This window comes from Spirosoma knui, assembly GCF_054780635.1.
Map to the genome: position 1 here is coordinate 111,260 of NZ_BAAGVY010000002.1, position 25,235 is coordinate 136,494.

The 25,235-nt window shown below is 52.1% G+C and carries 21 protein-coding genes; 9 read left to right on the plus strand and 12 right to left on the minus strand.

From position 1 onward, the window contains the following. The first annotated feature begins 85 nt into the window (after positions 1-85). The gene (locus tag ACYVIY_RS05260) at positions 86-1,204 is read left to right on the plus strand and encodes a L,D-transpeptidase family protein (protein ID WP_460975247.1); all 1,119 of its coding nucleotides are present in this window, start codon (positions 86-88) and stop codon (positions 1,202-1,204) included. A 12-nt stretch (positions 1,205-1,216) separates the two neighbouring features. Continuing rightward, on the plus strand, positions 1,217-1,861 hold the full coding sequence (locus tag ACYVIY_RS05265; RefSeq protein WP_460975248.1) for a DUF1003 domain-containing protein: 645 nt from the start codon (positions 1,217-1,219) through the stop codon (positions 1,859-1,861). Here the strand turns inward: ACYVIY_RS05265 and ACYVIY_RS05270 are convergent. The 5 genes from ACYVIY_RS05270 to kdpB form a co-directional block, all read right to left on the minus strand. Further along, on the minus strand, positions 1,818-3,572 hold the full coding sequence (locus tag ACYVIY_RS05270; RefSeq protein ID WP_460975249.1) for a sensor histidine kinase: 1,755 nt from the start codon (positions 3,570-3,572) through the stop codon (positions 1,818-1,820). The genes ACYVIY_RS05265 and ACYVIY_RS05270 overlap by 44 nt on opposite strands. Positions 3,573-3,814: 242 nt before the next feature. After that, on the minus strand, positions 3,815-4,942 hold the full coding sequence (locus tag ACYVIY_RS05275; RefSeq protein ID WP_460975250.1) for a sensor protein KdpD: 1,128 nt from the start codon (positions 4,940-4,942) through the stop codon (positions 3,815-3,817). A gap of 107 nt (positions 4,943-5,049) precedes the next feature. Next, the gene (locus ACYVIY_RS05280) at positions 5,050-6,231 is read right to left on the minus strand and encodes a porin (protein WP_460975251.1); all 1,182 of its coding nucleotides are present in this window, start codon (positions 6,229-6,231) and stop codon (positions 5,050-5,052) included. 95 nt (positions 6,232-6,326) lie between these two features. Continuing rightward, positions 6,327-6,890: a K(+)-transporting ATPase subunit C gene (locus ACYVIY_RS05285; RefSeq protein ID WP_460975252.1), complete on the minus strand. Its 564-nt coding sequence runs from the start codon at positions 6,888-6,890 to the stop codon at positions 6,327-6,329. A 72-nt stretch (positions 6,891-6,962) separates the two neighbouring features. After that, positions 6,963-9,101, minus strand: a complete 2,139-nt coding sequence (gene kdpB, locus ACYVIY_RS05290) for a potassium-transporting ATPase subunit KdpB (protein WP_460975253.1) — start codon at positions 9,099-9,101, stop codon at positions 6,963-6,965. 29 nt (positions 9,102-9,130) lie between these two features. Here kdpB and ACYVIY_RS05295 point away from each other — a divergent pair, with 29 nt between their 5' ends. Together ACYVIY_RS05295 and ACYVIY_RS05300 are read left to right on the plus strand one after the other, a co-directional pair. Then, entirely contained in the window at positions 9,131-9,427 is a 297-nt protein-coding gene (locus ACYVIY_RS05295; protein ID WP_460975254.1) for a hypothetical protein, read from the plus strand. After that, a complete protein-coding gene (locus ACYVIY_RS05300) occupies positions 9,424-9,774 on the plus strand; it encodes a toxin-antitoxin system TumE family protein (protein WP_460975255.1) in 351 nt (116 codons plus the stop codon). Before ACYVIY_RS05295 ends, ACYVIY_RS05300 begins: the two co-directional genes overlap by 4 nt. On the opposite strand, the gene kdpA is transcribed toward ACYVIY_RS05300, so the two are convergent. Then, positions 9,761-11,476, minus strand: coding sequence for a potassium-transporting ATPase subunit KdpA (kdpA, locus tag ACYVIY_RS05305; protein ID WP_460975256.1), 1,716 nt, complete (start codon positions 11,474-11,476; stop codon positions 9,761-9,763). The two genes, ACYVIY_RS05300 and kdpA, sit on opposite strands and share 14 nt — an antisense overlap. A gap of 12 nt (positions 11,477-11,488) precedes the next feature. After that, positions 11,489-11,569, minus strand: a complete 81-nt coding sequence (locus tag ACYVIY_RS05310) for a potassium-transporting ATPase subunit F (RefSeq protein ID WP_114408399.1) — start codon at positions 11,567-11,569, stop codon at positions 11,489-11,491. A 340-nt stretch (positions 11,570-11,909) separates the two neighbouring features. Here ACYVIY_RS05310 and ACYVIY_RS05315 point away from each other — a divergent pair, with 340 nt between their 5' ends. Together ACYVIY_RS05315 and ACYVIY_RS05320 are read left to right on the plus strand one after the other, a co-directional pair. Next, on the plus strand, positions 11,910-13,919 hold the full coding sequence (locus ACYVIY_RS05315) for a KUP/HAK/KT family potassium transporter (RefSeq protein WP_460975257.1): 2,010 nt from the start codon (positions 11,910-11,912) through the stop codon (positions 13,917-13,919). Between the two features lie 3 nt (positions 13,920-13,922). After that, positions 13,923-14,603 carry a hypothetical protein gene (locus ACYVIY_RS05320; RefSeq protein WP_460975258.1) on the plus strand — a complete coding sequence of 227 codons (681 nt, stop codon included), beginning with the start codon at positions 13,923-13,925 and terminating at the stop codon, positions 14,601-14,603. Positions 14,604-14,609: 6 nt separating this feature from the next. Here ACYVIY_RS05320 and ACYVIY_RS05325 read toward each other — a convergent pair whose 3' ends face one another. Then, positions 14,610-15,950: a sigma-54-dependent transcriptional regulator gene (locus ACYVIY_RS05325; RefSeq protein WP_460975259.1), complete on the minus strand. Its 1,341-nt coding sequence runs from the start codon at positions 15,948-15,950 to the stop codon at positions 14,610-14,612. Between the two features lie 237 nt (positions 15,951-16,187). Between ACYVIY_RS05325 and ACYVIY_RS05330 the strand changes: the two genes are divergently transcribed. The 3 genes from ACYVIY_RS05330 to ACYVIY_RS05340 all read left to right on the plus strand — a co-directional run bounded on the left by ACYVIY_RS05330 (position 16,188) and on the right by ACYVIY_RS05340 (position 19,348). Next, positions 16,188-17,822, plus strand: a complete 1,635-nt coding sequence (locus ACYVIY_RS05330; protein WP_460975260.1) for an NADP-dependent glyceraldehyde-3-phosphate dehydrogenase — start codon at positions 16,188-16,190, stop codon at positions 17,820-17,822. A gap of 282 nt (positions 17,823-18,104) precedes the next feature. Next, positions 18,105-19,109 carry an ABC transporter ATP-binding protein gene (locus ACYVIY_RS05335; RefSeq protein WP_460975261.1) on the plus strand — a complete coding sequence of 335 codons (1,005 nt, stop codon included), beginning with the start codon at positions 18,105-18,107 and terminating at the stop codon, positions 19,107-19,109. A gap of 59 nt (positions 19,110-19,168) precedes the next feature. Further along, positions 19,169-19,348 (plus strand): hypothetical protein, encoded by a 180-nt coding sequence (locus ACYVIY_RS05340; RefSeq protein ID WP_460975262.1) that lies wholly within the window; start codon positions 19,169-19,171, stop codon positions 19,346-19,348. Between the two features lie 112 nt (positions 19,349-19,460). On the opposite strand, the gene ACYVIY_RS05345 is transcribed toward ACYVIY_RS05340, so the two are convergent. The 4 genes from ACYVIY_RS05345 to ACYVIY_RS05360 all read right to left on the minus strand — a co-directional run bounded on the left by ACYVIY_RS05345 (position 19,461) and on the right by ACYVIY_RS05360 (position 25,233). Further along, positions 19,461-20,423, minus strand: coding sequence for an AAA family ATPase (locus tag ACYVIY_RS05345; RefSeq protein ID WP_460975263.1), 963 nt, complete (start codon positions 20,421-20,423; stop codon positions 19,461-19,463). A gap of 126 nt (positions 20,424-20,549) precedes the next feature. Beyond that, positions 20,550-21,935: a peptidylprolyl isomerase gene (locus tag ACYVIY_RS05350; protein WP_460975264.1), complete on the minus strand. Its 1,386-nt coding sequence runs from the start codon at positions 21,933-21,935 to the stop codon at positions 20,550-20,552. A gap of 112 nt (positions 21,936-22,047) precedes the next feature. Further along, on the minus strand, positions 22,048-24,408 hold the full coding sequence (locus tag ACYVIY_RS05355) for a peptidylprolyl isomerase (protein ID WP_460975265.1): 2,361 nt from the start codon (positions 24,406-24,408) through the stop codon (positions 22,048-22,050). Positions 24,409-24,540: 132 nt separating this feature from the next. Continuing rightward, positions 24,541-25,233, minus strand: coding sequence for a putative periplasmic lipoprotein (locus ACYVIY_RS05360; protein ID WP_460975266.1), 693 nt, complete (start codon positions 25,231-25,233; stop codon positions 24,541-24,543). Between the last annotated feature and the right edge of the window lie 2 nt (positions 25,234-25,235).

A 25,235-nucleotide genomic window follows, 5' to 3' on the forward strand; every position in this document is an offset into this window, starting at 1 on the left:
GCTATACGGCTGAAGAGCATCAGGAACGAGCGAGTCGGTGCTACTGACCTTTGTGACGATTCCGGCCCTTCAACTTCGCTCCTGTATGTTCCGATCTGTAGTACTTGCCTGCCTTTGTTTACCCTCGCTTGTTCGGGCGCAAACGACCGATGACTGGTCACGACTGCATCGGTACGCCGAGACGATTGGCGTTGAGAACGTATGCACTACGCCCGATCGGACCTGCCTGACCAATTACTTTAATCAGATTATCTGGGGTAAACCGAACCCACGGCTGAGTTACCAGGGTCTGGCGGAACGTATTGATACCAGTCGATTGAACCGACTGGTTGGGTTGTTTGTAGCCGGTGGCGACTGGTGTTCGCTGCTGGATTCGCTCGAATCACACGACCGGCGCTATCGGCAGTTGAAAGATTACTGCTGGCGTTGTCTGGTGGACGATTATATGGAGGATTCGCTGACGATTGAGCAGATCCAGGCCAGTCTGAATACGTACCGCTGGTTGAACCGCTTTCCGGCTGAAAAACGCGTTATCGTGAATGTTCCCGCGGCTAGTCTGCGGCTGGTCGACCGGCAGGGCAAAACGCTGGTCAGCAGCCGGGTTATTGTTGGTAAACCTGGTACGCCAACGCCTTATTTCACGGCTTCCCTGACGGACGTGGTCATGTATCCGTACTGGAACGTGCCCCGGTCGATCATGGTGAAGGAATTACTGCCTAAAATCAAGAAGAACCCACTTGCTACGCTCGACGCGATGAAGCTACAAGTAATCGACCGGAGGGGACGAGTGGTTGATCCGGTCGGCATTGATTGGTCTGTGTCGACAGGTGCGTTTCCGTATCGATTGCGCCAATCAACCGGGTGTGACAATGCGCTGGGTATTCTCAAATTTACTATCAACAACCCGTACGACATTTACCTGCACGATACCAACCATCGCGAGCTGTTTACGCAGTCGAACCGGTGGCTAAGTCACGGCTGCATTCGGGTCGAAAAGCCGGTTGAACTGGCTAATGCCTTGCTGGGCTATGCTCGGCTCAGCCCGGCTTACCTAACGAGCTGCGCGAAAGCAATGACTCCGCAAACGATACGTTTACCGAAAGCCGTGCCTGTTCTGGTTATCTACAACCTGCTCGATATTGACGACGAAGGCGCGGTACGGGTGTATAAAGATGTGTACCGGCAGGTGCTGGCTCAGCATTGAGTCGTCAGGGCTATGGAGAATATCATTAATGTGTTGTGCAACCTGTCGGGCGAATCGGTAGCTATCGAGGCCGCTGTATTAGGCGAGCAGTTGCATCCGGAGTTGTTACGGGAAATTAACGCTGATTTTCCGGCCTTTTCGCCCAACAGTTACATTTCCCTTAATCGGCTATTGCCGTATATGAATCGGTGCCTTGATGACCGGCCAGCGGTGGCTGCATCGAGCAGAGCAATAGCGGCTTTTAACCCCGACTCGAATTTGACGTTTGGGCAACGCGTGGCCGATCAGATCGCCGACTTTGGCGGGAGCTGGACGTTCATTCTGAGTTTTCTTGGCTTTATTGTTCTTTGGATGAGCCTCAACGCCTGGTGGTTCACAAACAGAGGCTTCGACCCCTATCCGTTTATTCTGCTTAATCTGGTTTTGTCGTGCCTGGCTGCGTTGCAGGCACCGGTTATTATGATGAGTCAGAACCGCCAGGAAGAACGGGACCGCGATCGGGCCCGCCGGGATTATGAAATCAACCTGAAAGCCGAAGGTGAAATCCGGCTGCTTCAGGAGAAAGTCGACATGTTGCTGCGCCGGGAGGGCTGTCGAAAGACTCCACAATACGTTAGGCAAAGGGAAGACGGAAAGAGAAGGCTGCCCCGTCAGTGACGCTCGGGTCGAGACCGATGGTGCCGTTCATACTTTGAATGAACTCGCTGGAAATAGCTAATCCTAATCCTGTGCCACTCGTCTGTCCATTACGTCCCGGTGCTTTAAAATACCGATCGAATACACGGTCCATGTGTTCCGGACGGATACCGGTTCCGTAATCACGAACGCGAAAATCAACCAGGTTACGATCAGGCACGATCGACACCGATACGTCGATGCGGCTGTCTTCGGGGCTATGTCGAACCGCGTTGGAGAGAAAGTTGATCAAGACCCAGGAGGCTTTGTCGGGGTCGGCTTTCACGGCGGGTAAATCCGCCGGTACAAATACCGCAAACTGAACGTGCTTTTGCTCGGCCGCTGTTCGCAGGGCGTTCGTTGCAACCGCAACAATATCGGCGGGCGCTACGGGCTGAAACTGCAACTGAATCTGTCCCGATTCGACTTGTGCCATGTTAAGAAGCTCGCCCGTGATGTTCAGCAGCCGGTCGGCATCGTTGCGGACATGGCTGACCAACTGCTTCTGCTCGTCGTTTAACCCGCCGATCCGCTGATCATCCAGTAACTTCAGGCTCATCTTGATACCAGAGATAGGCGTTTTTAGCTCGTGCGAAACCGTTGCGATAAAGTTGGTTTTGGCGAGATCGCGTTCCTGATACGGCGTGACGTTTTTCAGGACAATCACGTACCCTGCCAGTTGCGATTCGTCCTCGCCGGTTCGGGTAACGTCTACGGTGTGAATCTGCTTGTTGAAGTAATTTTCTTTGCCTTTACCTTCCGTGTCAACATCGTATATTTTTAATAGCCGCCCTTCCTTCGTTAAGGGTTCATCCGTCATGAGCTCCTGAATGAGCGTTCGCATCAGATCGTTGATAGACGCTACATCAGGAGCATATTTGCCCAACAGTTGCGCTTCGCTGAGGCCCAGCAATCGGCAGGCGACCGGATTGGCAAACAAGATTCGACGTTTTTCGTCCAAACCAATAATGCCGTCACTCATGATCTGAATGAGGGTGTCAATCCGTTTTTTGTCAAACAGGACGCGGGCTAAGTTGCTGTGCTCATATTCATCCAGCTTTTGGGCCATGGAGTTAAATGAGCGGGCGAGTTCACCAAACTCGTCGCTGGATCGGAAATGCAGCCGTTCTTCAAAATTGCGGCTGGCTACCTGCTTAATGCCTCGCGTCAGCTCCCGCAGTGGATTGGCAATGTAGCCGGGGAAGTTGATGATGAACGAAAAAACGACCAGAAAACACAGGGTACCGACAAAGGCCAGCCAAACCAGGGCGTCGTTCGCGGTTTGTTCGGCGGTGCTATTCTTGCGGAACATGGTCTGCCGGTTTAAAGCATCGAGCTGTAACAGGTTGTTCTGGAGTCGGTTAACTGTCAGCAAGTCAGAAGCGCCGGCTTTGAGCCGGTTAAAATCGCGTCGAACGGCCTGGGTTAGTTCTTCTTCACCAGTTTCTGTTACGTTACGTTCCTGTTTCCGGAGGTTGAGCTCAAAAACCTGAATGGCGCTCGGGTTCGTTTTATAATCCAGTAATGCTTTCTGCATCTCACTGGTGAATTCCAGCGAGATGTAGTTGTCTTTCAGAATAGCGCGGGCGTCGCTGGAAAGCTGGTTGAGGTAGTACGCTCCTAAACCGCCCAGAGCCAGAATGATGGCGAACATAAAGGCCAGACCCAGCGATATTTTGGCTTTAATGGTCATTTTTTGAAGGATAAGAGGGAAAATAGGAGGAGTGGGGAGAGCTCTGCTGTGAACTTATTTAAGACGCAGAGGACGAGATAGAAATAGAACCGTTTTCTGTCATTCCGACCGCAGGGAGGAATCTTCTCTAAAGGCAAAACTTCCAGCTACAGAAGGTTCCTCCCTGCGGTCGGAATGACAAAACCACGCGAAAAAGAAGTATTAAACAGCTTCTATGTTTCATTCTTTATCTTTTCTCCGTTTTACGACAAAATAATCAGGTCAGTGTCGGACTGCGACAACTTATTCAGCATCTGGTTAAACAGGTTCGTCCGCAAAATGATCCGGATCAAATTGATATGCGGTTTGCCGATGCAAATAGTCGTGATCTTCCGCTCTTCGGCCGTTTCGACAATACAGCGCGGAATATTCGTTCCTTTCACCTGAATTACTTCGGCTCCCAGTTCGGTAGCCAGCTTTAAGTTATTAAGTAAATGCCGCTGCACATCCAGCTTAATCCGGTCGGGGTCTTCTGCGGGTGTCTGTACGTAGAGCACAAACCACCGCGACCGGTAATACGACGCCAGACGGCCCGTTTTGCGGATGATCATTCGGGCGGTCTGATGGTTAGTGCTGATACAGGCCATAAACCGTTCCGGCTTAATCTGGATTGCGGGCGGCAGGGTCGTTTCGATTTTTCGCTCGACTTGCCCGGCCACTTCCTTGAGCGCCAGCTCGCGAAGTTGTAAGATTTTTTCGGGCTGAAAAAAGTTACGTAGCGCCGTTTCGATCTTCGTCTTGTCGTAAATCTTTCCTTCTTTAAGCCGGGTAATTAACTCATCCGCAGGTAAGTCGATAGTAACGACTTCATCGGCCATGTGCAGTACTTTGTCCGGTACGCGTTCCGTTACGTCGATGCCGGTGATCTGATGCACTTCCTCGTACAAACTCTCAATGTGCTGGATGTTAACCGCACTGATGACGTTGATACCTGCGTCCAGAATCTCGATGACATCCTGCCAGCGCTTTTCGTTTTTGGAACTGGGAATATTGGTATGCGCCAGTTCGTCGACAATGACGAGTTCTGGGTGCGTATTCAAAATGGTCTGCACGTCCATCTCCTCCAGTTCGCGCCCCCGGTAGAACAGCTTGCGCCGGGCAATGATCGGCAGACCATCCACCAGCGCCAGGGTTTCAGCCCGGTTGTGTGGTTCAATAAATCCAATCTGAACATCAATTCCGTTACGTAGTAAGGCATGCGCTTCCTGAAGCATTCGGTATGATTTTCCAACCCCCGCACTCATGCCAATGTAAATTTTGAATTTCCCCCGGCGGGACTGTTGAATGAGCCGGAGGAAGTGCTCAGCAGATTGATCGCGGTCGTTGTTCATTGACATTTATTGTCATTGGCTTCGCCGTTATTTGTAGTCATTGATGGAATCAGAAATCGGAGTGCAACGAATGACTCAATGACCAAAAATGACGGCGAAGCCAGTGGCTAAAAGTTAACGGCTAAACTGGTTGTTAAGGCTGTATTGGTGCGGCTGGTACCATTGTCAGTCTGGAAGATGGCATCGTTGCTGCTGAATGTACGCGCTTCGATTCGAAACAACGCCTGCTGGGTGATTGCATAGTCAACATTCACGGAATAACCCCAGGTTTGAAAGCCACTGGGTTGGCCCGGCGTTCCAGTAGCGATAATAACCCCGTTTTTGTCGTCATAATACTCAACTCGTCCGGCTATCCGAATTTTGTCGCCAGGACTGTAGCGCACAATAGCAACGGGCGTATACCAGACGTAACGCCCGTTGCCGACTCGAGCCCCTTTTACTATCGGTTTCCGATCCGAGCCGATATCAAACCCTAATGTCAGCCCTACTTTGCCCGGTTGAATGATGGCATACAGGTTATGATACATCCGGCTCTGCTTCAACGAATCGGGTCGATCTGATCCGAGGAAGGTGCTCCAGTTTAACGTAACTTTATCTGAAGGACGGTATTGTATCTGTGTACTGACCGACGGACCCGAATACCCATCTAATCGCTTAATACGTTGCCAGCCATTTACGAGTGATACCAAAAACGTCCATTTACCGTTGGGGCGGTCCGCCGTTCCGGTGTTATACGTCAATTTAGCTCCTGACAGATAATAGGGCGAATTTTCGGCAACCATACTCCGCGTCAGCGTCCAGTTGTCTTTGCCAACCGCACTTTCAAAACCAATGTGCGATGAGAATATCCCCGCGTCCAGCCATAGGTCGCGGCTCTTGCTCAGCTTCACTCCGGCGTTCGCTTCGAAGATATTCCGTACCAGTTCCTGCTCAGCCACGTAGTTGTATTGCGGATACGTACCGACCTGAACGGCCAGGTTTGCCCGCACTGGATGGCTGGCCCCAGCGTCACTCACGTAAGCCCCTTTCAGAAACGCCAGGTTTACGTTTACCTCCCGGTTCCGCCGAAAATTGTACAGGAAATTTGGCCGCTCCTGTACAGTTTTCGGTGTTGTAAGATCGTGCGAGTAATAGGCTTCCACATAACCCGTAAACGTCAATCCGCTACCTGGTTCTACCGTCGTTGCCGCCTGGGCGGGCACCGAAGCGGTAGTCGTATCTGTAACTTGAGCAAAAGCCTTGAATAACGGGACGACGACTAAGGCCGACATCTTAAAAAAACGGTTCATTTCACAAGCCGCCGTAGCGGGAGTTTCGTTGTTATGTCTTGTGGCACAGAACTGGTCGATGACTGGTCACTGCCCAGTTCTGTGCTACTACGTAGCTACTTTAGCGCATCTAAGGCGACGTTCAATTCCAGAACATTCACAGTCGGAGGACCAAAAAGTCCCAACAGAGGCCCTTGAGTATGCTCGTCGACGAGTCGATTCAACTGGTCGGCGTTAATGCCGCGTATTTTGGCAAGGCGGGCGATCTGAACTTTGGCTGCAGCTGGCGATAAGTCGGGATCAAGACCACTACCCGAAGCGGTTACCAGTTCAGCCGGTATATCTTCTTTGCGAACCCCAGGATTATGCACCAGAAACGTATCGATACGTGCCTGAACGGTTTTCAGATAGTCGAGGTTACTCGGGCCTTTGTTTGACCCCGCTGACCCCGCAGCATTGTAGCCGACGGCCGACGGACGGCTGTTGAAGTAGCGATCTTCAGTGAAGGCCTGTCCGATACGTTTATAGCCGACGACTTTACCATGCACAGAGACAGTTTCGCCTTTGCCACCACCGGGGGCCAGCGTAGCAATACCAGCAACGACGAGTGGATAAATGACGGAAAGCAACACCAGCATGACAATTGTTAGTCGAATAGCTGGTCCAATGTGAGTTTTCATACTTGTAAAGCGGGTGGAAACCCGCCTTTTTTGAAAGGTTGATTACGAATGCGGGTTTCCACCCGCTTTACTTTATACAAACAGGCCCACGACTAAGTCAATGATTTTGATGCCAATGAACGGCGCGACAATGCCGCCTACGCCGTAGATCAGTAAGTTCCGGCGTAGCAGTGCCGATGCACCGATTGGTTTGTACTCTACCCCACGTAACGCCAGCGGGATCAGCATCGGAATGATGATGGCATTGAAGATGACCGCCGACATAATGGCTGATTCAGGGCTGTGCAGATGCATGATGTTCAAGGCTTGTAACGCCGGGATGGAGCTGATGAACAAAGCCGGGACGATAGCGAAGTACTTGGCTACGTCGTTGGCGATCGAGAAGGTCGTTAACGTACCGCGAGTGATCAGCAACTGCTTACCAATTTCAACGACTTCAATCAGTTTGGTTGGGTCGTTGTCGAGATCGACCATGTTACCGGCTTCTTTGGCCGCCTGCGTACCACTGTTCATGGCTACGCCCACGTCGGCCTGTGCCAGCGCCGGAGCATCATTTGTACCATCGCCCATCATCGCCACCAGTTTACCACCGGTTTGCTCATGACGGATGTAGTTCATTTTGTCCTCCGGCTTGGCTTCGGCGATAAAGTCGTCAACTCCCGCTTTCTCAGCAATGAATTTGGCCGTCAAAGGGTTATCGCCCGTCACCATTACTGTTTTTACCCCCATTCTACGTAGCCGCTGAAACCGTTCCTGAATGCCGGGTTTGATAATGTCCTGCAATTCGACAACGCCTTTCACGATCTCGTTTTCGCTCACCACTAGGGGCGTACCACCGTTAGCCGCAATCTCCCTGGCTTTTGCGTCGGTCTCCGCTGGAAATGGGTTACCTGCCCGTTGCACAATCGCCCGGATAGAATCAACCGCCCCTTTGCGGATGCGCATAACCGCCATTGCTTGTTCGCTTATAACAGGACTGCTGCCGAAATGCCCGTTTGTTTCTAGGCTTTGTTTGCCACGAATCGGCAAGTCAATACCACTCGACCGCGTTTCGGCAGTGAACTTAATCAGCGTCGCGCCTTCAATAGACAGCGATCGCGTTACGTCTGTTCCGGCTAGCTCAACGATTGACTTTCCTTCCGGCGTTTCGTCGGCGAGCGAACTGAGGGCACTAGCCCGCACCATATCGGTCCGGCTCACACCCGGAGCCGGGTAAAAGTTGGTTGCTTTCCGGTTGCCGATGGTGATCGTACCTGTTTTGTCGAGGAGGAGTGTATCGACATCCCCGGCGGTTTCGACTGCTCGTCCTGATTTGGCAATGACGTTGGCTCGCAGGGCCCGGTCCATACCGGCAATACCAATGGCTGATAGCAGCCCACCGATTGTGGTTGGAATCAGACAGACGAACAACGAAATCAAGGCCGCAATCGTAATCGGGGTGCTGGCGTAATCAGCAAAAGGTTTCAGCGCCACGCAGACGATGACAAAAATCAACGTAAAGCCCGCCAGCAGAATAGTCAGCGCAATTTCGTTCGGCGTTTTCTGGCGGCTCGCTCCTTCAACTAAAGCGATCATTTTGTCCAGAAACGATTCGCCAGGCTGCGTTGTCACCAGCACTTTAATGCGGTCAGAGAGCACTTTTGTACCGCCTGTTACGGAGGAGCGATCACCACCCGCTTCTCGAATAACCGGGGCCGATTCACCCGTGATCGCCGACTCATCGATGGTTGCCAACCCTTCAACGATTTCGCCGTCGGAAGGGATAATGTCGCCGGTTTCGCATAGGAACACATCGCCTTTTTTCAACCGTGAGGATGGGATAACTTCGACCTCGCCTAACGTGAATTGACCGACAGACGGAGTGCCGCCCAGTCGAATGATCTTGGCAGGCGTTTCTTCACGCGTTTTGCGCAGCGATTCGGCCTGAGCCTTGCCCCGTGCTTCGGCAATGGCCTCCGCGAAATTGGCGAAGAGAACCGTTGCTAGTAGAATAGCCGTGATGGCGATGTTGTATCCCAGGGTTCCCTGCGTTGTGTCGCCCGTCAGCGCGATGTAGCTTGTTACCAGCAGCATAATCAGCGTACCGATTTCGACGGTAAACATGACCGGGTTTTTGACCAGGACTGCTGGATTTAGTTTCGTAAATGATTCCCGTATGGCCGTTCCAACAAGGTCGCGTTGGAATAGGGTGGGGGATGATTGCTTTGGCATTTTTGTTAGTTTTGAAAAAAGATTGATGTATGACTGTCGAGCAAGCGTCTATCGAGCAGGTTTTTCATAAAGCGGGCTATTCATCGAGCACCGACTATGCCATCAAGAAGATGCAGGAAGAATTATTGCACGAGCTTAAAGTTTGCAGTGAACGAATCGATGCTTTTGAAACGAAGTACGGCATGGCGTACGAAGAGTTTTACCGTCGTTTTAATGAACTTACTCAGTTTGGCTTGTTCGAGCGTGAGGATGACATTATGGACTGGCGGGCTGAACTTATCGTATTACGGGGGGTAGCTAAACGCTTGGCGCAGTTAGTGAAATGAGTCAAGTACTAGCCGCCTTTAGTCATATCATCACAGCCTCGACCTCGCTGGAGCCCATTGAGCGTCCTGATATCACACAGATACGTGGTCGGATCACGTTTTTAGACAAGTCGGTTCTGCACATTCGGGAAAACTACGTAGTTGACCCGGAATGGACTGATTACGCTTATCATTGGCAAACCGCCGACAATCGACTCATTCACCGCTGGGACAACGCGCACCCCGTTTCTTTCGAAACTTCGCCCCACCACCAGCATGTCGGTTCGGAGGAGAACATTCAACCTTCTGAACCGATGACATTAGGGAAGGTGCTTACTTACATCGCTCAGCAACTTACTTCAGACTGAAATACTCCGCTAATGGTCCGAGGGCTAGTGCCGGGAAAAATGATAAAGCGGTAATGATGAAAATGACCGCGAAAATCATCAAACCAAACGTTGGCGTATCAACCGGCAGCGTTCCCGAGGACTCCGGTACGTACTTCTTCCGCGCTAACAATCCGGCAATCGCCACCGGACCAATGATGGGGATGTAACGGCCCATAATCAGTACGATGCCTGTTGCGAAGTTCCAGAAGAAGTTGTTGTCCGCGAGTCCTTCGAAGCCCGAGCCGTTGTTAGCATTAGACGACGTGAACTCATACAGTATTTCCGAGAAGCCGTGGAAACCAGGGTTGTTCAGCCAGGCCGAGGGTTTCACCGCCCACGACGCATCCCCATAGTTGATGATAAGCCAGGCCGCCAGGGCCGTGCCGCCTTTTACCAGCAGGGCACTTAACAGCGCGACCAGCGAGGCAATCTTGATCTCCCGTGCCTCTACCTTACGCCCGAACAGCTCCGGTGTTCGTCCGACCATCAGACCTGCCACAAAGACAGCGATGATCAGGAAGTAATAGAAGTTGAGCAGCCCCGCGCCGACCCCGCCGTAGAAGGCGTTTACCATCATGCCCAGTAGTTCTATCGTGCCCGACATAGCCATCGAAGAATCGTGCATGGAGTTGACCGAACCCGTTGAAATAATGGTGGTCACGATGCTCCAGTACGCCGACGCCAGCGGTCCAAAACGTACTTCTTTGCCTTCCATCGCTCCCGTTGACTGGGCTACGCCCATGTGCGCGATAGCCGGATTGCCGCCTAGTTCGCTAACAATAATAGGTACTAACAGTAATAGCATCCCGATGGTCATGACGCCATAAATGACCCAGGCAAAGCGTTTGCGATTGATGAAAAAGCCTAGAGCGAAAATCATCGCAATTGGGATGAGTGTCTGGGCAATCATCTCGACCATGTTCGTCAGGTAATTCGGGTTTTCGAGTGGGTGGGCCGAGTTTGTCCCAAACCAGCCACCGCCGTTGGTACCTAAGTGTTTGATGGCAATGAAAGCCGCAGCGGGTCCGCGCGAAACACCAACCGTATCACCCTGCATCGTGACAACAGAATCCTTGCCATCAAAGCTGGCGGGTGTGCCATTAAACGCCAGAACAAGCGCTATAATCAATGAACCGGGTAACAGTAGTCGGGTAATGGACTTGACAAAAAAGACGTAGAAGTTGCCGACCGTTTCGACGGTTTTGGGCATGAACGACCGGAACAGTAAGACGGCGGCTGCGATACCCGTTGCCGCCGACACAAATTGCAGGAACATCAGCACACCAAGCTGCGTCAGATACGTAGCGCCCGATTCGCCCGAGTAGTGTTGTAGGTTACAGTTAATCAGAAAACTGATCGCTGTGTTGAAGGCCAGATCAGGTGTTTGCGAGGGGTTCCCATCTGGGTTCAGGGGTAGACTTCCCTGCGTTACCAGTAAGACAAAAGCATACACCAGCCAGAGTGCGTTGATGGTCAGCAGGGCAACCAGGTTCTGTTTCCAGGTCATGTCCTGGCTGGGATTGATCCCGCCCAGGCGATAAATCAACCGCTCCAGCGGTTTCAAAAAGTCGAACGTTGATGGTTCGTCTTTGAATACAGTAGCAAGATACTTGCCTAGCGGAATCGCCAGCAGGACTGTTAGTCCATACATCACAACTACGCCCATCCATTCAGTAAACATATGCGTTCAGAGTTAAAACTTTTCCGGTTTAATCAGGACGTACAGCATGTACGCGAAGACTAGCAGTGCAGCAATGAAAACGAGGGTGATCATGTCAATAATGGATTAGATTTTCTCGAACCACTCGATGCAGCCATAGAAGAAAGCAAAGCACAGCAGTGCCGAGAGCAGTAAAAGCAGGAGAGTCCCCATTGTAGAGAATACGTTTGGTTTGTATTCACTACGTTGCTAACCCAGTGCCAAACAGCTGATTCTATTTTTTCTGCATGGCAATTCTTTGATTATGAGGGGGTAGTAAATTATTAAAACGGGCGAGCGGCTTTCAGCGCGGTATAGCTTTCTCAAAATGAAAGGCGGATTTTCTCAAATTGAGAAAGGTGAGCCATGAAACACGTAATAGAACATTGAAAAGCTGTTTACCTTTAAAGCTGGTATGACAGCAACAGAATCATCTCACAACCACAACCTGGATCGGCTCACCGCTGGCGGCCTGTTAGTCGCCGTGGGTATCGTCTTTGGCGATATCGGTACGTCGCCTTTGTATACGTATCGGGCCATTATCGAAGATCATGTTGTCGACGAGACGCTCGCGCTTGGCGGGGCCTCGGCGATCTTCTGGACGCTTACGTTCCAGACCACGCTTAAATACGTCCTGCTCACCCTGCGTGCCGACAATAACGGGGAGGGCGGTATTTTTTCGCTTTATACGCTCATCCGGCAGTACGCAAAGTGGCTGCTTATTCCGGCCATTGCTGGAGGGAGCTTCTTGATTGCCGATAGTATCATTACTCCGCCGATCTCGGTGTCATCGGCCATTGAGGGCTTACGCCCTCTGTACCCCGATTTGCCTACGGTCCCGATCGTGCTGGCGATTCTGGTCCTCCTGTTTACGGTACAGCAAGTTGGTACGGATCGGCTGGGTACCGCCTTTGGTCCAATCATGATGGTATGGTTCACGATGATCGGCGTTATTGGTATTGCGCAGGTGCTCAAAGATCCATCGGTGATCCGGGCGCTGAATCCGGTGTATGCGTACCGAATGGTTGCTGAACATCATCACGGGTTCTGGCTGCTGGGTGGCGTATTTCTGTGCTCGACAGGGGCCGAAGCACTTTACTCGGATATGGGCCACGTTGGTCGCCGAAACGTACAGGTTTCGTGGATTTACGTCAAGCTGTGTCTGATTCTGTGCTATCTGGGTCAGGCAGCCTGGCTACTCGAGCACCAGGGCCGACCCCTGGGCGAAGCCAACTCGTTTTTTGGCTTGATTCCTGATTGGTTCATGCTGCCCGCTATTGGTATAGCCACACTGGCCACTATTATCGCCAGCCAGGCCCTGATTAGCGGTACATTTACCCTTGTTTCAGAAGCTTTCCGGTTGACGCTGCTGCCGAAGCTACGGATCGTGTTCCCATCGGACGCGCGTGGGCAGGTGTATATTCCGGCTTTCAACTGGCTGCTTATGGCGGGCTGTATCTGGGTCGTGCTGTATTTCCGGGAATCCAAGAATATGGAAGCCGCCTTTGGGCTATCAGTAAACCTGACTATGCTGATGACCACCGTGCTGCTCTCGTATTACCTCTACTCCCGGCGCGTCAATCTCATCATAGTACTTAGTCTGCTAACGGTCTATCTGGCCATCGAGGGAGCATTTCTGGCCGCAAACCTACGTAAGTTTGCCAATGGCGGCTGGGTAACGCTCATGCTGGGTTTGATCATAATCAGCATCATGTACATCTGGTATCGAGGCAGCCGAATCAAACGCCGGTTAACTTCATACGTCAGTCTCAAGGATCACCTGCCTATTCTTCAGGCCCTCAGTAATGACCAGGACGTACCCAAATACGCGACGAATCTGGTTTTTCTAACGTCTTCGGATGATCCGCTGATGGTTGAGGATCATATCATTACGTCAATCATGGAGCGTCAGCCCAAGCGGGCGGACTTATACTGGCTCATTCACGTCGATCTGGTTGATGAGCCGTACACCGCTCAATATACCGTCGATATTCTGGCTCCCGAAGACGTAGTGCGCATTACGTTCCGGCTGGGCTTTCGGGTGCAGCCGCGTATCAATCTGCTGTTCAAACGAGTCGTCGAAGATATGGTACGTCGTGGCGAGATAACGATCATTAGTCGCTACCGCTCCCTGCAGCAGCACAACATCATTGGCGATTTCAAATTCATCATCATCAACCGATTCTTATCCTACGAGAATGACCTACAAGCTTTTGATACGTTTACCATGAACGCTTACTTCGCGCTCAAACGGCTCGGTATATCCGATAAGGAAGCGTATGGACTGGATTCGCAGAACGTCTTGACCGAGCTGGTTCCGTTGGTGGTACGTCCCGTAGACGATATGATGTTGGAACGGATGGATCCGGCAGCCAACTCGGTCGTTATTGAGGAGATTGTCGTTACAGATCAGAAAACTACATAGGGCATGTTTCGGTCGATCCGTACACTGGGATTGGTCTTCGTCGGCCTGGCGTTGATGGCCGGTTGCCGGACGTTTCAGGATTCAACCCTGACTTCTGATTATTACCGGGTTCGTAAGGCTGCCCGGTATGGGCTTCCCGAAAAGCCTGTCTATGTACTGGTGCAACAGGATACCCTACAACTCTGGAGGCCACAGGCTACTACGCCGATCGCCATACCCATTAACAAAGTGGACTCGTTGCGTTTCTATCGGTTTGAGGCTGATGTGGATGTATTCACCTTACCGTTTAAGATTCGTCCGGCGCGGGCGGGTGTACCTCCGCAGCTTAACTCCAATTTTAATGCGGCTCTGTACATCGGTCGGCGCATTGATTTTTACCGCTACCAGACGCAGCGGATCAGCCCGTCGTTAGTCCGTCGGCACGTAGTAAGCCAAGGAATAGGATACGGCTTTTTTGCGGGTATTGGCTCGTCGACTATCAATAGCACAGTTACCCGGGGGCTCGTTACCGACGAATATGAAGGGGTGATCGCGGATGCTGGATTAGCCGTCATTTACGATGCCAGCATCTTTAACGTTGGCCTGGCGGCTGGCCTGGATCATTTATTTGATCGCAACCAAAGCTCTTGGATTTATCATCGACAGCCCTGGTTTGGGATTCTGTTCGGGCTGAATCTGAATTGATCAAGCTTACTTTTTCAGGCCATATTCATCCAACTTTCGGTAGAGTGTCGCCAGAGAAATGCCCAGTAAACGAGCGGCTTCAACTTTCTGGTTGTTGGTCAGTTGCAGAATACGACCGATATGCTGCCGTTCCAACGTATCCAGCGTTAAATCATGGCTGCCAGTAAATGCGTTTCCATCGCGGATGTCTACCGGTAGATCGTCCGGTTTCAAATACGGCCCGTCGGCAAGAATAACCGCTCGTTCGATGACGTTTTTCAACTCCCGGATATTCCCCTTCCACGGATGTTGCTGCAACTTCTGAATAAACTCCGGGCTGAGTTGTAGATCGCGTTTGCCAAGTTTGATTGCGTCGCGCTGGGCAAAAAATGTGGCCAGCGCCGGAATATCGTCACGGCGGTCGCGGAGGGCAGGAAGTTCAATCGAAAATACCGACAGCCGATAATATAGATCCAGCCGAAAATGACCTGCATGGGCTTCCTGTTCCAGGCTCCGGTTAGTAGCGGCTACTACACGCACATCTACCTGCGTGGGTCTGGTATCGCCGACGCGCATGAACTCATGCGTTTCGAGCACCCGTAACAGTTTGGCCTGTAAATCGAGGGGCATCTCTCCGATCTCATCTAGAAAAAGAGTGCCTTTGTCAGCTTCCGAGAATAAGCCCTTCTGGTCGCGGCTGGCACCGGTGAATGCACCCGCCCGATGGCCAAACAGCTCGCTTTCCAGAATCTCTTTGCTCAAGGCACCGCAATTGATTGCAACGAATGGGCCTTTCCGGCGAAGACTGGCGTAATGAATGGCTTGGGCAAATACTTCCTTACCGGTGCCCGTCTCACCCGTTAGAAGTACCGTTGTATCAGTTACGGCCACTTTTTGGGCTAGATCAATAGCCTGTTGCACGGCCCGCGACCGACCGATGATGCTGTCGAACCCGTACCGCTTGCTCACCTGCTGCTCTAACTGCCGGATGCGAAACTGCAACTCGGCTTTCTCAATAGCCCGACTCACCAGGGGAATAATCCTGTCGTTATCGTCGCCCTTCGTGATGTAATCAAAAGCCCCATTCTTAATGGCGGCCACGCCATCAGCGATGGTGCCGTAAGCGGTTAAGACAATGACTTCGGTAGCAGAGTACGCCTGTTTAATCAGCGTGGTTAACTCGATACCGTTTTTGTCGGGGAGCTTTACGTCGCTGATAACGAGCTGTACCTCCTCGCGTTCGAGGGTTTTTAAGCCACTTCGCGCATCGGCAGCTTCCAGAACAGTGTAGCCTTCCAGGCTGAGGATGCGTGCCAGGAGTTGACGAAGCCGGTCTTCGTCGTCAATTAAAAGAATGGTTGCCGCCAAAACACAATACAATTTGCTAACCCAAGCAAAAGTAAAACTTCGTGGCTAATCTGGATGGCAATAACCGATAACTCGTAAAATGTGGTATAGCAACGATTGTCGACGGTTAGGGGCCAGCGATAAACTGAACGACACGGAAATATAGGCAGCTTGCTTAACTTTGGGCATCTCAATGCATGATCCCGGTTATTGATCATCAGCGAGGTAATCAGTTTCCAATACAACCTTCTTTACAACATGACCACTACCCAATCACCTGAATTGGCGGCTCTTTTTCCTAAAGAGGCTGCTCAAATTCCCGCCGATTATCAAATTGAGCCCATTCACCAACGCGAGTACTTGCTCAACGGAGAGATGCGCCTGTGGAATGGCCCTGTTTCCGAGGTCTATTCACCTATTTGCATTCCGGATGCCGACGGAACGTTAAAACGGCAACTCGTTGGGAGCTTCCCGGTCACAACGCCCAAGGAAGCGCTGGAAGCTCTTGATGCGGCCGTAGCCGCTTATGATAATGGACGGGGTGAGTGGCCGCAAATGTCGGTAGCTGGCCGAATCGAATGCATGGAAACGTTCGTCGGCAAAATGCTGGAGCAGCGGAAACTGGTTATTAATCTGATTATGTGGGAGATCGGTAAGAACCTGGCCGACGCCACTAAAGAGTTCGATCGAACCGTAAAGTACATCTACGATACCATCGATACGCTCAAAAACATGGACCGTAATTCGTCGCGGTTCCGGATCGAGGAGGGGATAATTGGGCAAATCCGGCGTTCACCGCTTGGCGTTGTGCTGGCGATGGGACCGTTCAACTACCCGCTCAACGAAACCTACACGACCCTGATTCCGGCTATTCTGATGGGTAACACGATCCTGTTCAAAACGCCTAAGCATGGTTCGTTACTGCATTACCCGCTGCTCGAAGCCTTTCGGACCAGTTTTCCGAAAGGTGTAGTCAACTCGCTGTACGGCCGTGGTGCCGACGTAGTACCGCCTGTGATGCAGTCGGGTAAGGTGAACGTACTGACGCTCATTGGCTCGAGCCGGGTGGCCGATCAGTTGCAGCGGCAGCACCCCAAACTCAACCGCCTTCGGTCGGTGATGAGCCTGGATGCGAAGAATGCGGCCATCATTCTGCCCGACGCGGATCTGGATGTGGCCGTAAAAGAATGTTTGCTCGGCTCCCTGTCATTCAACGGACAGCGGTGTACCGCAATCAAGATTATCTGGGCGCACCGGTCTGTTGTTGATGAGTTTTTGAAGCGCTTCAACCCCGAAGTAAGCAAACAGAAATTGGGCATGCCCTGGAACGACGGGGCGCAGATTACGCCATTGCCTGAACCGCACAAAACTGAATACCTGGCCGACATCATCGCGGATGCGAAAGCGGGGGGCGCGTCGATTGTCAACGACGGTGGGGGAGAAGTGACAGCTTCGTTGTTCAAACCGGCGGTTGTCTATCCGGTTAAAGAAGGCATGCGATTGTACCGCGAGGAGCAGTTCGGCCCGGTAATTCCGGTGGTGCCCTACGACGACGAGGAAGAGTTTATCGACTATCTGATCACAGACGATCACGGTATGCAGGCCAGTATCTTCGGTACCGATCCGAATGCCATCGCTCAACTTATCGACCCATTGGTAAACCTGGTGAGTCGCGTGAACATTAACGCGCAGTGCCAGCGCGGACCCGATACGTTTCCGTTTACGGGGCGTAAAGATTCGGCTGAAGGAACGTTATCGGTGGAAGATGCGCTGCGCTCGTTCTCGATCCGTTCGGCAGTGGCTACTAAAGACACCGGAGCGAACAAGCAGATTCTAAACGACATTGTCGGACATCACAAATCCGAGTTCTTGAGTACAAATTTTATATTCTAATGCCGGGTTCAACGGCAAGCTGTTACGTTCTCTTTTTTACCTGATTTTGTCATTCCGACTTTAGGAGGAATCTTCTCTGGCTAGCATTATTCTCAATGCGAGAAGATTCCTCCCAAAGTTGGAATGACAAAAAAGTAATTCACCTTACTCCATAATTCACCTTACCGACCACGGAGTAAGGTGAATTATGGATAAATGGCTGACACGTCAGCAACGTCCTGTCAATCAATTAGCTAGCGTATTCTAGAACTATAACTCACGTTGACCCATTGACAGAACGGAATGCTGACAGCCTCCAAACTCTCAAAATCGTTTACTGACCTTACTGACGATACCGTACAGGCCGTTCGGAACGTATCATTCACCCTCGAAACGGGTCAGGTCATGGCGTTGGTAGGTGCCAGTGGTTCGGGTAAGAGTACATTACTGAATGTACTGGCCGGTTTAGCCGACGCTGACGCGGGTGAAGTTCGGCTCAACAACGAGCGAGTACCGGGACCATCAGAGGTGTTGGTACCCGGTCACGCGGGTATTCGGTTGGTGCACCAGGAATACCAGCTCATGCCGAACGTATCGGTACGCGACAACATCGCCTATGCCTTACGTTACTTCGAGAAAAGCTACCGTGATTACCGCGTTGATCAGCTCCTCAAGCTGTGTCGGTTAACGGAGGTGCAGGCAAGATTGCCACGTAACGTATCGGGCGGGGAAAAACAGCGAACCGCCATAGCCCGCGCCGTTGCCGATAAGCCGACCGTCTTGCTGCTGGATGAGCCGTTCAGCCACCTCGATTTGCCAAACCGGCTCATCGTGCGTGACCTGCTGTTCGATCTGGTTCGACACGATGATACGTCCTGTCTGTTTGTCACGCACGACGCCACTGACGCGTTGTCTATCGCTGATAAGCTGGGTATCCTGCGCGATGGCCGGTTAATTCAATTAGATACGCCTATATCCGTATATCACCAGCCTTTAACTGCTTATGCCGCCCAGATGACGGGTGTGGCTAATATTTTCAAAGGAAAACACCTGCCGCTATTAGGACTGCCCGAATCCGATAAGGCCGATGCGTTGTTGTGCCTACGGCCCGAACAGATACGGCTTGATGAGGCTGGTAGACCGGGTATGATACGTGCCGTTTATTTTAAAGGTAGTCACTACGAGCTTGAAGTCGAGCTAAGCCGTTACGTTTGTCTGCGTATGCTAACTACGCGAACGAATTTATACGTTGGTCAGCAGGTGGGTATCGCCGTTGACCCAGCTGCGGTTTGGTGGCTCCAGCGCTAGCTTCCCGTAACCATTCCGGCGCAGCGCAGTTTTTAACGTAAATAAACTGACGAAACGGTATGGAATCGAAAGAAGAAAAAGGCTACCACGGCAAAGAGGAATCGCAGGGAAACAACGGCTTTCTGGTTCACGAAGAAACCGAGAATGTGAAGCCAACGGGGGTAGACGATGAGTCGAATGGAATGACCAACGACGATTATCTCGGAAAGAGTAACAACGAGAACCGCAACGACGACTAGAACGGTCTAAGGGACGTAAGAGAAAAGACGTAAGTCACAAGTTGAAAGAATGCAGATTGCACCTCTCTTATCTTGTGTCTTACGTCTTTTCTCTTGCGTCCTTCTTTTTTCTCTACATCAATCGCTTGATGAGCTGTTCAACCGAAATGCCTTCCGCTTCGGCTTTGAAATTACGCACCACGCGGTGACGAAGAATGGGCAAGGCTACGGCCCGTACATCTTCAATATCCGGCGAGTATTTTCCGTTGAGCAGTGCATTGCATTTTGCCGCCAGAATCAGGGCCTGCGAAGCCCGTGGGCCAGCTCCCCACTCTAAATACTGGTTCGCATCCGTGGCCGCCATTTCGGTATTCGGCCGGGTTTTGTGCACCAGCTTAACTGCGTATTCCACTACGTTGTCGACGACAGGTACGCGACGAACCAGATGCTGGAAGTCGCGGATTTCTTCGCCGGTGATCACGCGCTGCACTTCGTAGCGCTGATCCGACGTCGTATTTTTCACAATGTCCAGCTCCGACTGATACGAAGGATAATCCAGGTAAATATTGAACATGAAGCGGTCGAGCTGCGCTTCGGGCAGGGGATACGTACCTTCCTGCTCAATGGGGTTCTGCGTGGCAAGCACGAAGAACGGCCGACCTAAGCTGTATTTCTGACCGGCGATGGTAACGGCGTACTCCTGCATCGCTTCCAGCAGAGCCGACTGCGTTTTAGGGGGAGTCCGGTTGATCTCATCGGCGAGGATGATGTTGGCGAAAACGGGTCCTTTGATGAACTTGAAATTACGTTCCTGGTCAAGGGTTTCCGAACCCAGGATGTCAGAAGGCATTAAGTCCGGCGTGAACTGAATCCGATTGAAATCCAGGTCGAGTGCTCCGGCAATGGTCTGGATCAACAGCGTCTTTGCTAATCCCGGCACCCCAACCAGCAGGCAGTGCCCCTGACAGAAGATCGCCGTCAGCAGCAGCCGCACGGTTTCGTCCTGACCAATGACAACTTTAGAGATTTCGGTTTTTAATTTCTGGTAGGAATTGGAAAGGGCTTCCGCAGCCGCGACATCGGATGAATAAGGCATTTGTTAACGGATAATTGAGTAAGGAAAAACAGAAACTGAATAATGAGGAAAGCCCCAGAACGAATGACCAGCAAATTAGCATTATTGCTGCTTTGCTGGTCATTTATTTCTGCAAACATTATTCAATCATTCATTGCCGCTGCTTCCACCCAAACTGGCGGCACTTCCCTGCGTGGTACCAAAGATTCGGCACCCCTGAAATTCGGGATCAACGGTGATATATACATCCGCAACTGACTTCCGGAACCAGCTGTCGATGGCCGTATTCTTTTTGTTAGTCAGCACGATATTCTGAAGTTTTTCAAAGTCTAGTTTGAAGTCGGCGGTATGCGGAGCCACTTTGCTCTTGAAATAGAGCAGCCGAACGGCGCTCTTGCCATCTTCGGTCCGGTACGGAAGGGCCGCCGAAACGCTGCCCACTTTCATGGTGTCCAGCATCTGGAACAGCGCGTACTCCATAGAACCGTCCATCGCTAAGCGGCTGCTGCCCGATTGTGGATCACGTAGCAGGCCACCGGCATCGGCGGTCGCTTTATCTTCCGAGAAGTCGTGAGCGGCTTTGTCAAACTTCAACGAGTCAATCTGAATCAGCGTACGCAGGCTGTCCAGATAACGCGTTGGACCGGTCAGGTCTAACCGGTTGTAATCAGGACGTAACAGAATGTGCCGGGCGTGGTATTCAGCTCCCCGGGTTTCCAGCAACTGAATCAGGTGCAGACCGAACTCCGATTCAACAATATCCGACAGCTCGTTGGGCTTAAGTTTCAGGGCCGCGCCTTCGAAGGGGGCCACCATCATACCCCGCTTGGCAAAGCCCAGGTCACCCCCGTTTTGTGCGGAGCCAACGTCTTCGGAAGTTTCTTTGGCTAGTTTGGCGAAATCTTCACCGGCTTCAACGCGCTTCTTAATGTCGAGCAGTCGCTGACGCAATGCCTCTTTCTGTTCTTTCGTCGGTTTGGCAAAGCGAACGATCTGACCGACTTCTACTTCGGCGGGCATGTACGGCAAACTATCTTTAGGAATCGCATCGAAGAATTTACGGACCTCACGCGGGGTCACCTTGACGTCCGTCGTGATTTTCTGCTGCATCTTCTGAACGATCTTTTGGTCTCTTACCTGCTGGCGTAATTCGCTCTTGAGCATCTCCAGGCTTTTGCCGTAGGCTTCGACAATGTTCTTCTCCGAGCCGAACTGCTGCGCCATATACTGCATCCGCGAGTCAAGCTCACTGTCAACCAGTTTTTCTTCGACGACAACCGAGTCAATCTCGGCTTTGGCGAGCATCATCTTATTGATAACCAAACTCTCCAAAAGCTGGCACTTCTGCGGGGGAGTCTGGTTCTGCCCCACGTACGACTGGTACGCTTCTTCCAGATCGGACCGTAATACGTAGTAGTTGTCAACCTTGGCAATGATCTTGTTCAGGCTGATTCCCTGACCTTGCCCAAACACGGGGGCCGTCAGACACCAGCCAACCAATAGAACGAACGCACTGCTAATTCTTCTTTTCATGTCTAAATATACGAACAGAACGTGTAGCGCCCTGACTTTTAAGGTTTTTTAAGTTTACAACCAACGCACGCAGCTTTCCTGAGCCGTCATGGTCGGGACGCGGTTGGCGGAGTTATTTAGTGAGTTTACGAATCTCGTCTTCGTTTACTTTCACCGGATACTTCTGCCGAAGCTGAGCGATCCACTGCTGTTCGAGCACCGACTGATAGTCATTAATAACGGTTCCCCGGGCTTCGGCAAACGTTTTGGCCCGCGCTGGTTCAATGCGGTCGATGATAACCGAAATCGCTTTATTATCCCGTTGCAGGGTCGTTGTGCCTACCTTCCATTGGGTAATGCTGTCCAGATATGGGTTAGCGCCCTGGGCAAACGCTCCTTCCAGAATGGTCACGGCAGGCGTATCCGAAGCCGCCTGTGTTTTGCTGCTGAGCACTTTCGCTACGTCGGTTTTGGCCGTAGAGAAATACTGGAACGTCACCCGCCGATGCACTTTTTGGTCGGCCGCTGCCGTCAGGCCGGGCCGCGCGCCCTGGTAATCTTTCTCCATGATGCGGCTTAGCGCAATGCCGTTCTGTTGCAGATACGTAACGACGGCCCGGATGCGACTGGTCGACACCGAATCGGCTTCGGACGGATCGTGGGAGCCGGTCACTTCTACAATATACTCGGGATTGCGGGTCATGGCCACCAGTACGTCGAACAGGGTTTCGCGCAGGGCTGGCGTCAGCGCTGTTTGATTTTTGTCGTAGGCCAGATCGGGGGCCGACCGGCGAAGCTGATACGGTGGTTTGCCGTTGAGCATATCGGTGGCCTGCTTCAGCAGGGCGTCGTTTTGCGCGACGATAATCGTGGCTACGGCGCGTTCCGGAAAACGGTACTTTTCTTTGTTCTGCTCGTAATACTGCCGCTGGCCCGTTGAGTCTGCCATCGATCGCTCCCAGACATTGCGCTCCATCACCTGTGACAACAGCACCCCGTCGCGGATTTCGCTGAGCAGTGATCGAAACTCCGGTGACTTCTTGTCCAGATTAGCTTCTTCGGTCGCAATTAACTGGTCGCCGATAAACCGGTCGAGCAGTCGACGCATGGCCGTAGTCGGCGAACCTAAAGGGGATGTTGCCTGAACGGCTGCGGCTGGTAAAGCTGGATTCCGCTGCGGTTGCTGGCGCTGGCGAACGTACGCGAAGAACTCATTAGCCGTGTAGGGCTTATCGGCGACCGTTACAATCGCTTTGTTTTGCAGACCCGGCTCAAGTGGTTCAGTGTATTTCCACTGACCACGTAACAAACTGCTGTCAGCTTTGGTAAGCGCTGTAGTTACCACAGCTTTGTCTTCGTTTACCGAATACTCTTTCCGCAACCGCTGAACTGTTGCCTGACGTAGCACGTCGGCGCGCGTATCGGTCGTGACCCGCTGGCGCAGAGCGGGAGCCAGTTCGGTATACGGTTCGAGACCTACCCGGCTGATGAGCTTGATGATGTGCCAGCCATAGTTGGTACGTACCGGCTGCGAATAATCGCCGGGGTTCCTGAGGGCAAAGGCGGCATCTTCAAAGGCGGGGACATGCCGACCCGTTGTAAACGCGGGTAATACGCCCCCATTGTTGCGGGACGTAAGGTCATCGGATACTTCGCGGCAAACCGTCTCGAACGACTCGCCTTTTTGCAGGCGGGCGTAGGCCGCATCGATACGACGCTGAGCCGCTGCCTGTCCGGCTTCGTCGGCGCTTGGACTCATCCGAACCAGAATGTGAGCGGCATTGATTCGTCCCCGACTCGGACGGCGGTCATTGACCTTGATCAAGTGATAGCCAAAACGAGTACGTATGGGTGCAGAAACCCGTCCGGCGGGGGTAGCATAGGCCGCATTTTCCAGCGGATAAATCGCCGAAAATGCTGTGATGTATCCCAGATCGCCCCCTTTAGGAGCGGTAATGGCATCCTTCGATTGCTCACGGGCCAGTTTGGCAAAGTCTTCACCCGCCAACGCCTGTTTGTGAATAGTCTGAATGGCTTGGTACGCGGCCAGGGTATCAGCCGGAGCGGCATCTTCAACGACAGGGATTAGGATGTGAGCGATACTGAGTTCTTCCTGCATCCGCTGATACGCTTCGGCCGCCATGGATTCGACCAGCACTTTGTCGGTTAGATACGACTGCGCCAACTGCTTCCGGTACGTATTCATCTCTTCGCGGAAGGCCTCCGTCGTGTCTCGGCCTTCGGTTTCGGCCGCCAGCACTTTCAGCTTCAGGTTCGTGTACAGATCAAAATAGTCTTTTACGTCCGTCCGCTGGGCGGAATCAGACGAAAGCTGGTTCTTCGTGAACGACTGAAAGAAATCGTCGGTGGAAAAGTCTTTGTTACCCAGCGTCAGAATAACCGGTTGTGGGGGTGTTTGCTGAACGACGGGTGCGGTTGTTTTACAGGCTGTAACAAAAAAAGCCAGCAAAAGACCGCCGGTGAGGTGGCGCATAGCGTCGGAAAAATGTGATGTCAGGATAGTATACGAACAAATTTGAGGGTAAAAACATTCGCTCGAATCAGTACAGGATAGAGATAGCTGACGGTGAGAACTAGGTTTACGTAGTAACGACAAAGTTGCTGGTTAGCGTACAGGGCGAATCTTCACAGTTTTTAGGGTAATGTCGTACTCAAGCCGGTACTCAAACGCGTCGCGCAGGTTTTGACCGGTAAATATGGCCGGAACGCGCACGAATCGCTGCTTTTTCTGCCGGAACTGAGCCTCCGCTATTTCCATACTGCTTTGGCCCAGCAAGTCATCATCGTCGAGCTGATCCACCAGTTTGAGGCCAACACCCGAAGCGGCTAAGCCAGCCGCTACGTACTTTAATGGCGTTAGCACTTCGGTTGCCGTAATCAGAAACGCGGCTGGCCCACTCACCAGGTTATGCACTTTTCGAACTTGCTCTAGCAGTTGCTTCGCCCGGTTGTAATCATCAACCTCAATCAAGACGAGTGAGGCTACGATTTTGCCGTTACGGGGTAGTTCGAGCTGAATCGGCTGAGCCTGGCGTGGGCCGGATGCCTGTAGATCGAGAGTTTGCCCTTTCTGTACCGTTTCAACGCCCCAGCCTCCGTTTACTACGGCAACCGGTTTGTTAGCCGCATCGTAGCTGGTTAACGAATACGCCATCATCAGCTCGTCGCGCCGACTCACGGTTTCTTCCAGATTTACTGCTTTCAGGGATCGGGGCGCTAGCTCGGCAGTGAGCGCTGGCTGACGGGCGCAGCCAACGAACGCCAGCATCGGAATCAAACAGAGTAAGCAGCTTCGCATGA

Coding starts and splice junctions, on each gene's coding strand:
- ACYVIY_RS05260 (WP_460975247.1), top strand. CDS start 86: ATGTTCCGATCTGTAGTACTTGCCTGCCTTTGTTTACCCTCGCTTGTT.
- ACYVIY_RS05265 (WP_460975248.1), top strand. CDS start 1,217: ATGGAGAATATCATTAATGTGTTGTGCAACCTGTCGGGCGAATCGGTA.
- ACYVIY_RS05270 (WP_460975249.1), bottom strand. CDS start 3,572: ATGACCATTAAAGCCAAAATATCGCTGGGTCTGGCCTTTATGTTCGCC.
- ACYVIY_RS05275 (WP_460975250.1), bottom strand. CDS start 4,942: ATGAACAACGACCGCGATCAATCTGCTGAGCACTTCCTCCGGCTCATT.
- ACYVIY_RS05280 (WP_460975251.1), bottom strand. CDS start 6,231: ATGAACCGTTTTTTTAAGATGTCGGCCTTAGTCGTCGTCCCGTTATTC.
- ACYVIY_RS05285 (WP_460975252.1), bottom strand. CDS start 6,890: ATGAAAACTCACATTGGACCAGCTATTCGACTAACAATTGTCATGCTG.
- kdpB (WP_460975253.1), bottom strand. CDS start 9,101: ATGCCAAAGCAATCATCCCCCACCCTATTCCAACGCGACCTTGTTGGA.
- ACYVIY_RS05295 (WP_460975254.1), top strand. CDS start 9,131: ATGACTGTCGAGCAAGCGTCTATCGAGCAGGTTTTTCATAAAGCGGGC.
- ACYVIY_RS05300 (WP_460975255.1), top strand. CDS start 9,424: ATGAGTCAAGTACTAGCCGCCTTTAGTCATATCATCACAGCCTCGACC.
- kdpA (WP_460975256.1), bottom strand. CDS start 11,476: ATGTTTACTGAATGGATGGGCGTAGTTGTGATGTATGGACTAACAGTC.
- ACYVIY_RS05310 (WP_114408399.1), bottom strand. CDS start 11,569: ATGATCACCCTCGTTTTCATTGCTGCACTGCTAGTCTTCGCGTACATG.
- ACYVIY_RS05315 (WP_460975257.1), top strand. CDS start 11,910: ATGACAGCAACAGAATCATCTCACAACCACAACCTGGATCGGCTCACC.
- ACYVIY_RS05320 (WP_460975258.1), top strand. CDS start 13,923: ATGTTTCGGTCGATCCGTACACTGGGATTGGTCTTCGTCGGCCTGGCG.
- ACYVIY_RS05330 (WP_460975260.1), top strand. CDS start 16,188: ATGACCACTACCCAATCACCTGAATTGGCGGCTCTTTTTCCTAAAGAG.
- ACYVIY_RS05335 (WP_460975261.1), top strand. CDS start 18,105: ATGCTGACAGCCTCCAAACTCTCAAAATCGTTTACTGACCTTACTGAC.
- ACYVIY_RS05340 (WP_460975262.1), top strand. CDS start 19,169: ATGGAATCGAAAGAAGAAAAAGGCTACCACGGCAAAGAGGAATCGCAG.
- ACYVIY_RS05345 (WP_460975263.1), bottom strand. CDS start 20,423: ATGCCTTATTCATCCGATGTCGCGGCTGCGGAAGCCCTTTCCAATTCC.
- ACYVIY_RS05350 (WP_460975264.1), bottom strand. CDS start 21,935: ATGAAAAGAAGAATTAGCAGTGCGTTCGTTCTATTGGTTGGCTGGTGT.
- ACYVIY_RS05355 (WP_460975265.1), bottom strand. CDS start 24,408: ATGCGCCACCTCACCGGCGGTCTTTTGCTGGCTTTTTTTGTTACAGCC.
- ACYVIY_RS05360 (WP_460975266.1), bottom strand. CDS start 25,233: ATGCGAAGCTGCTTACTCTGTTTGATTCCGATGCTGGCGTTCGTTGGC.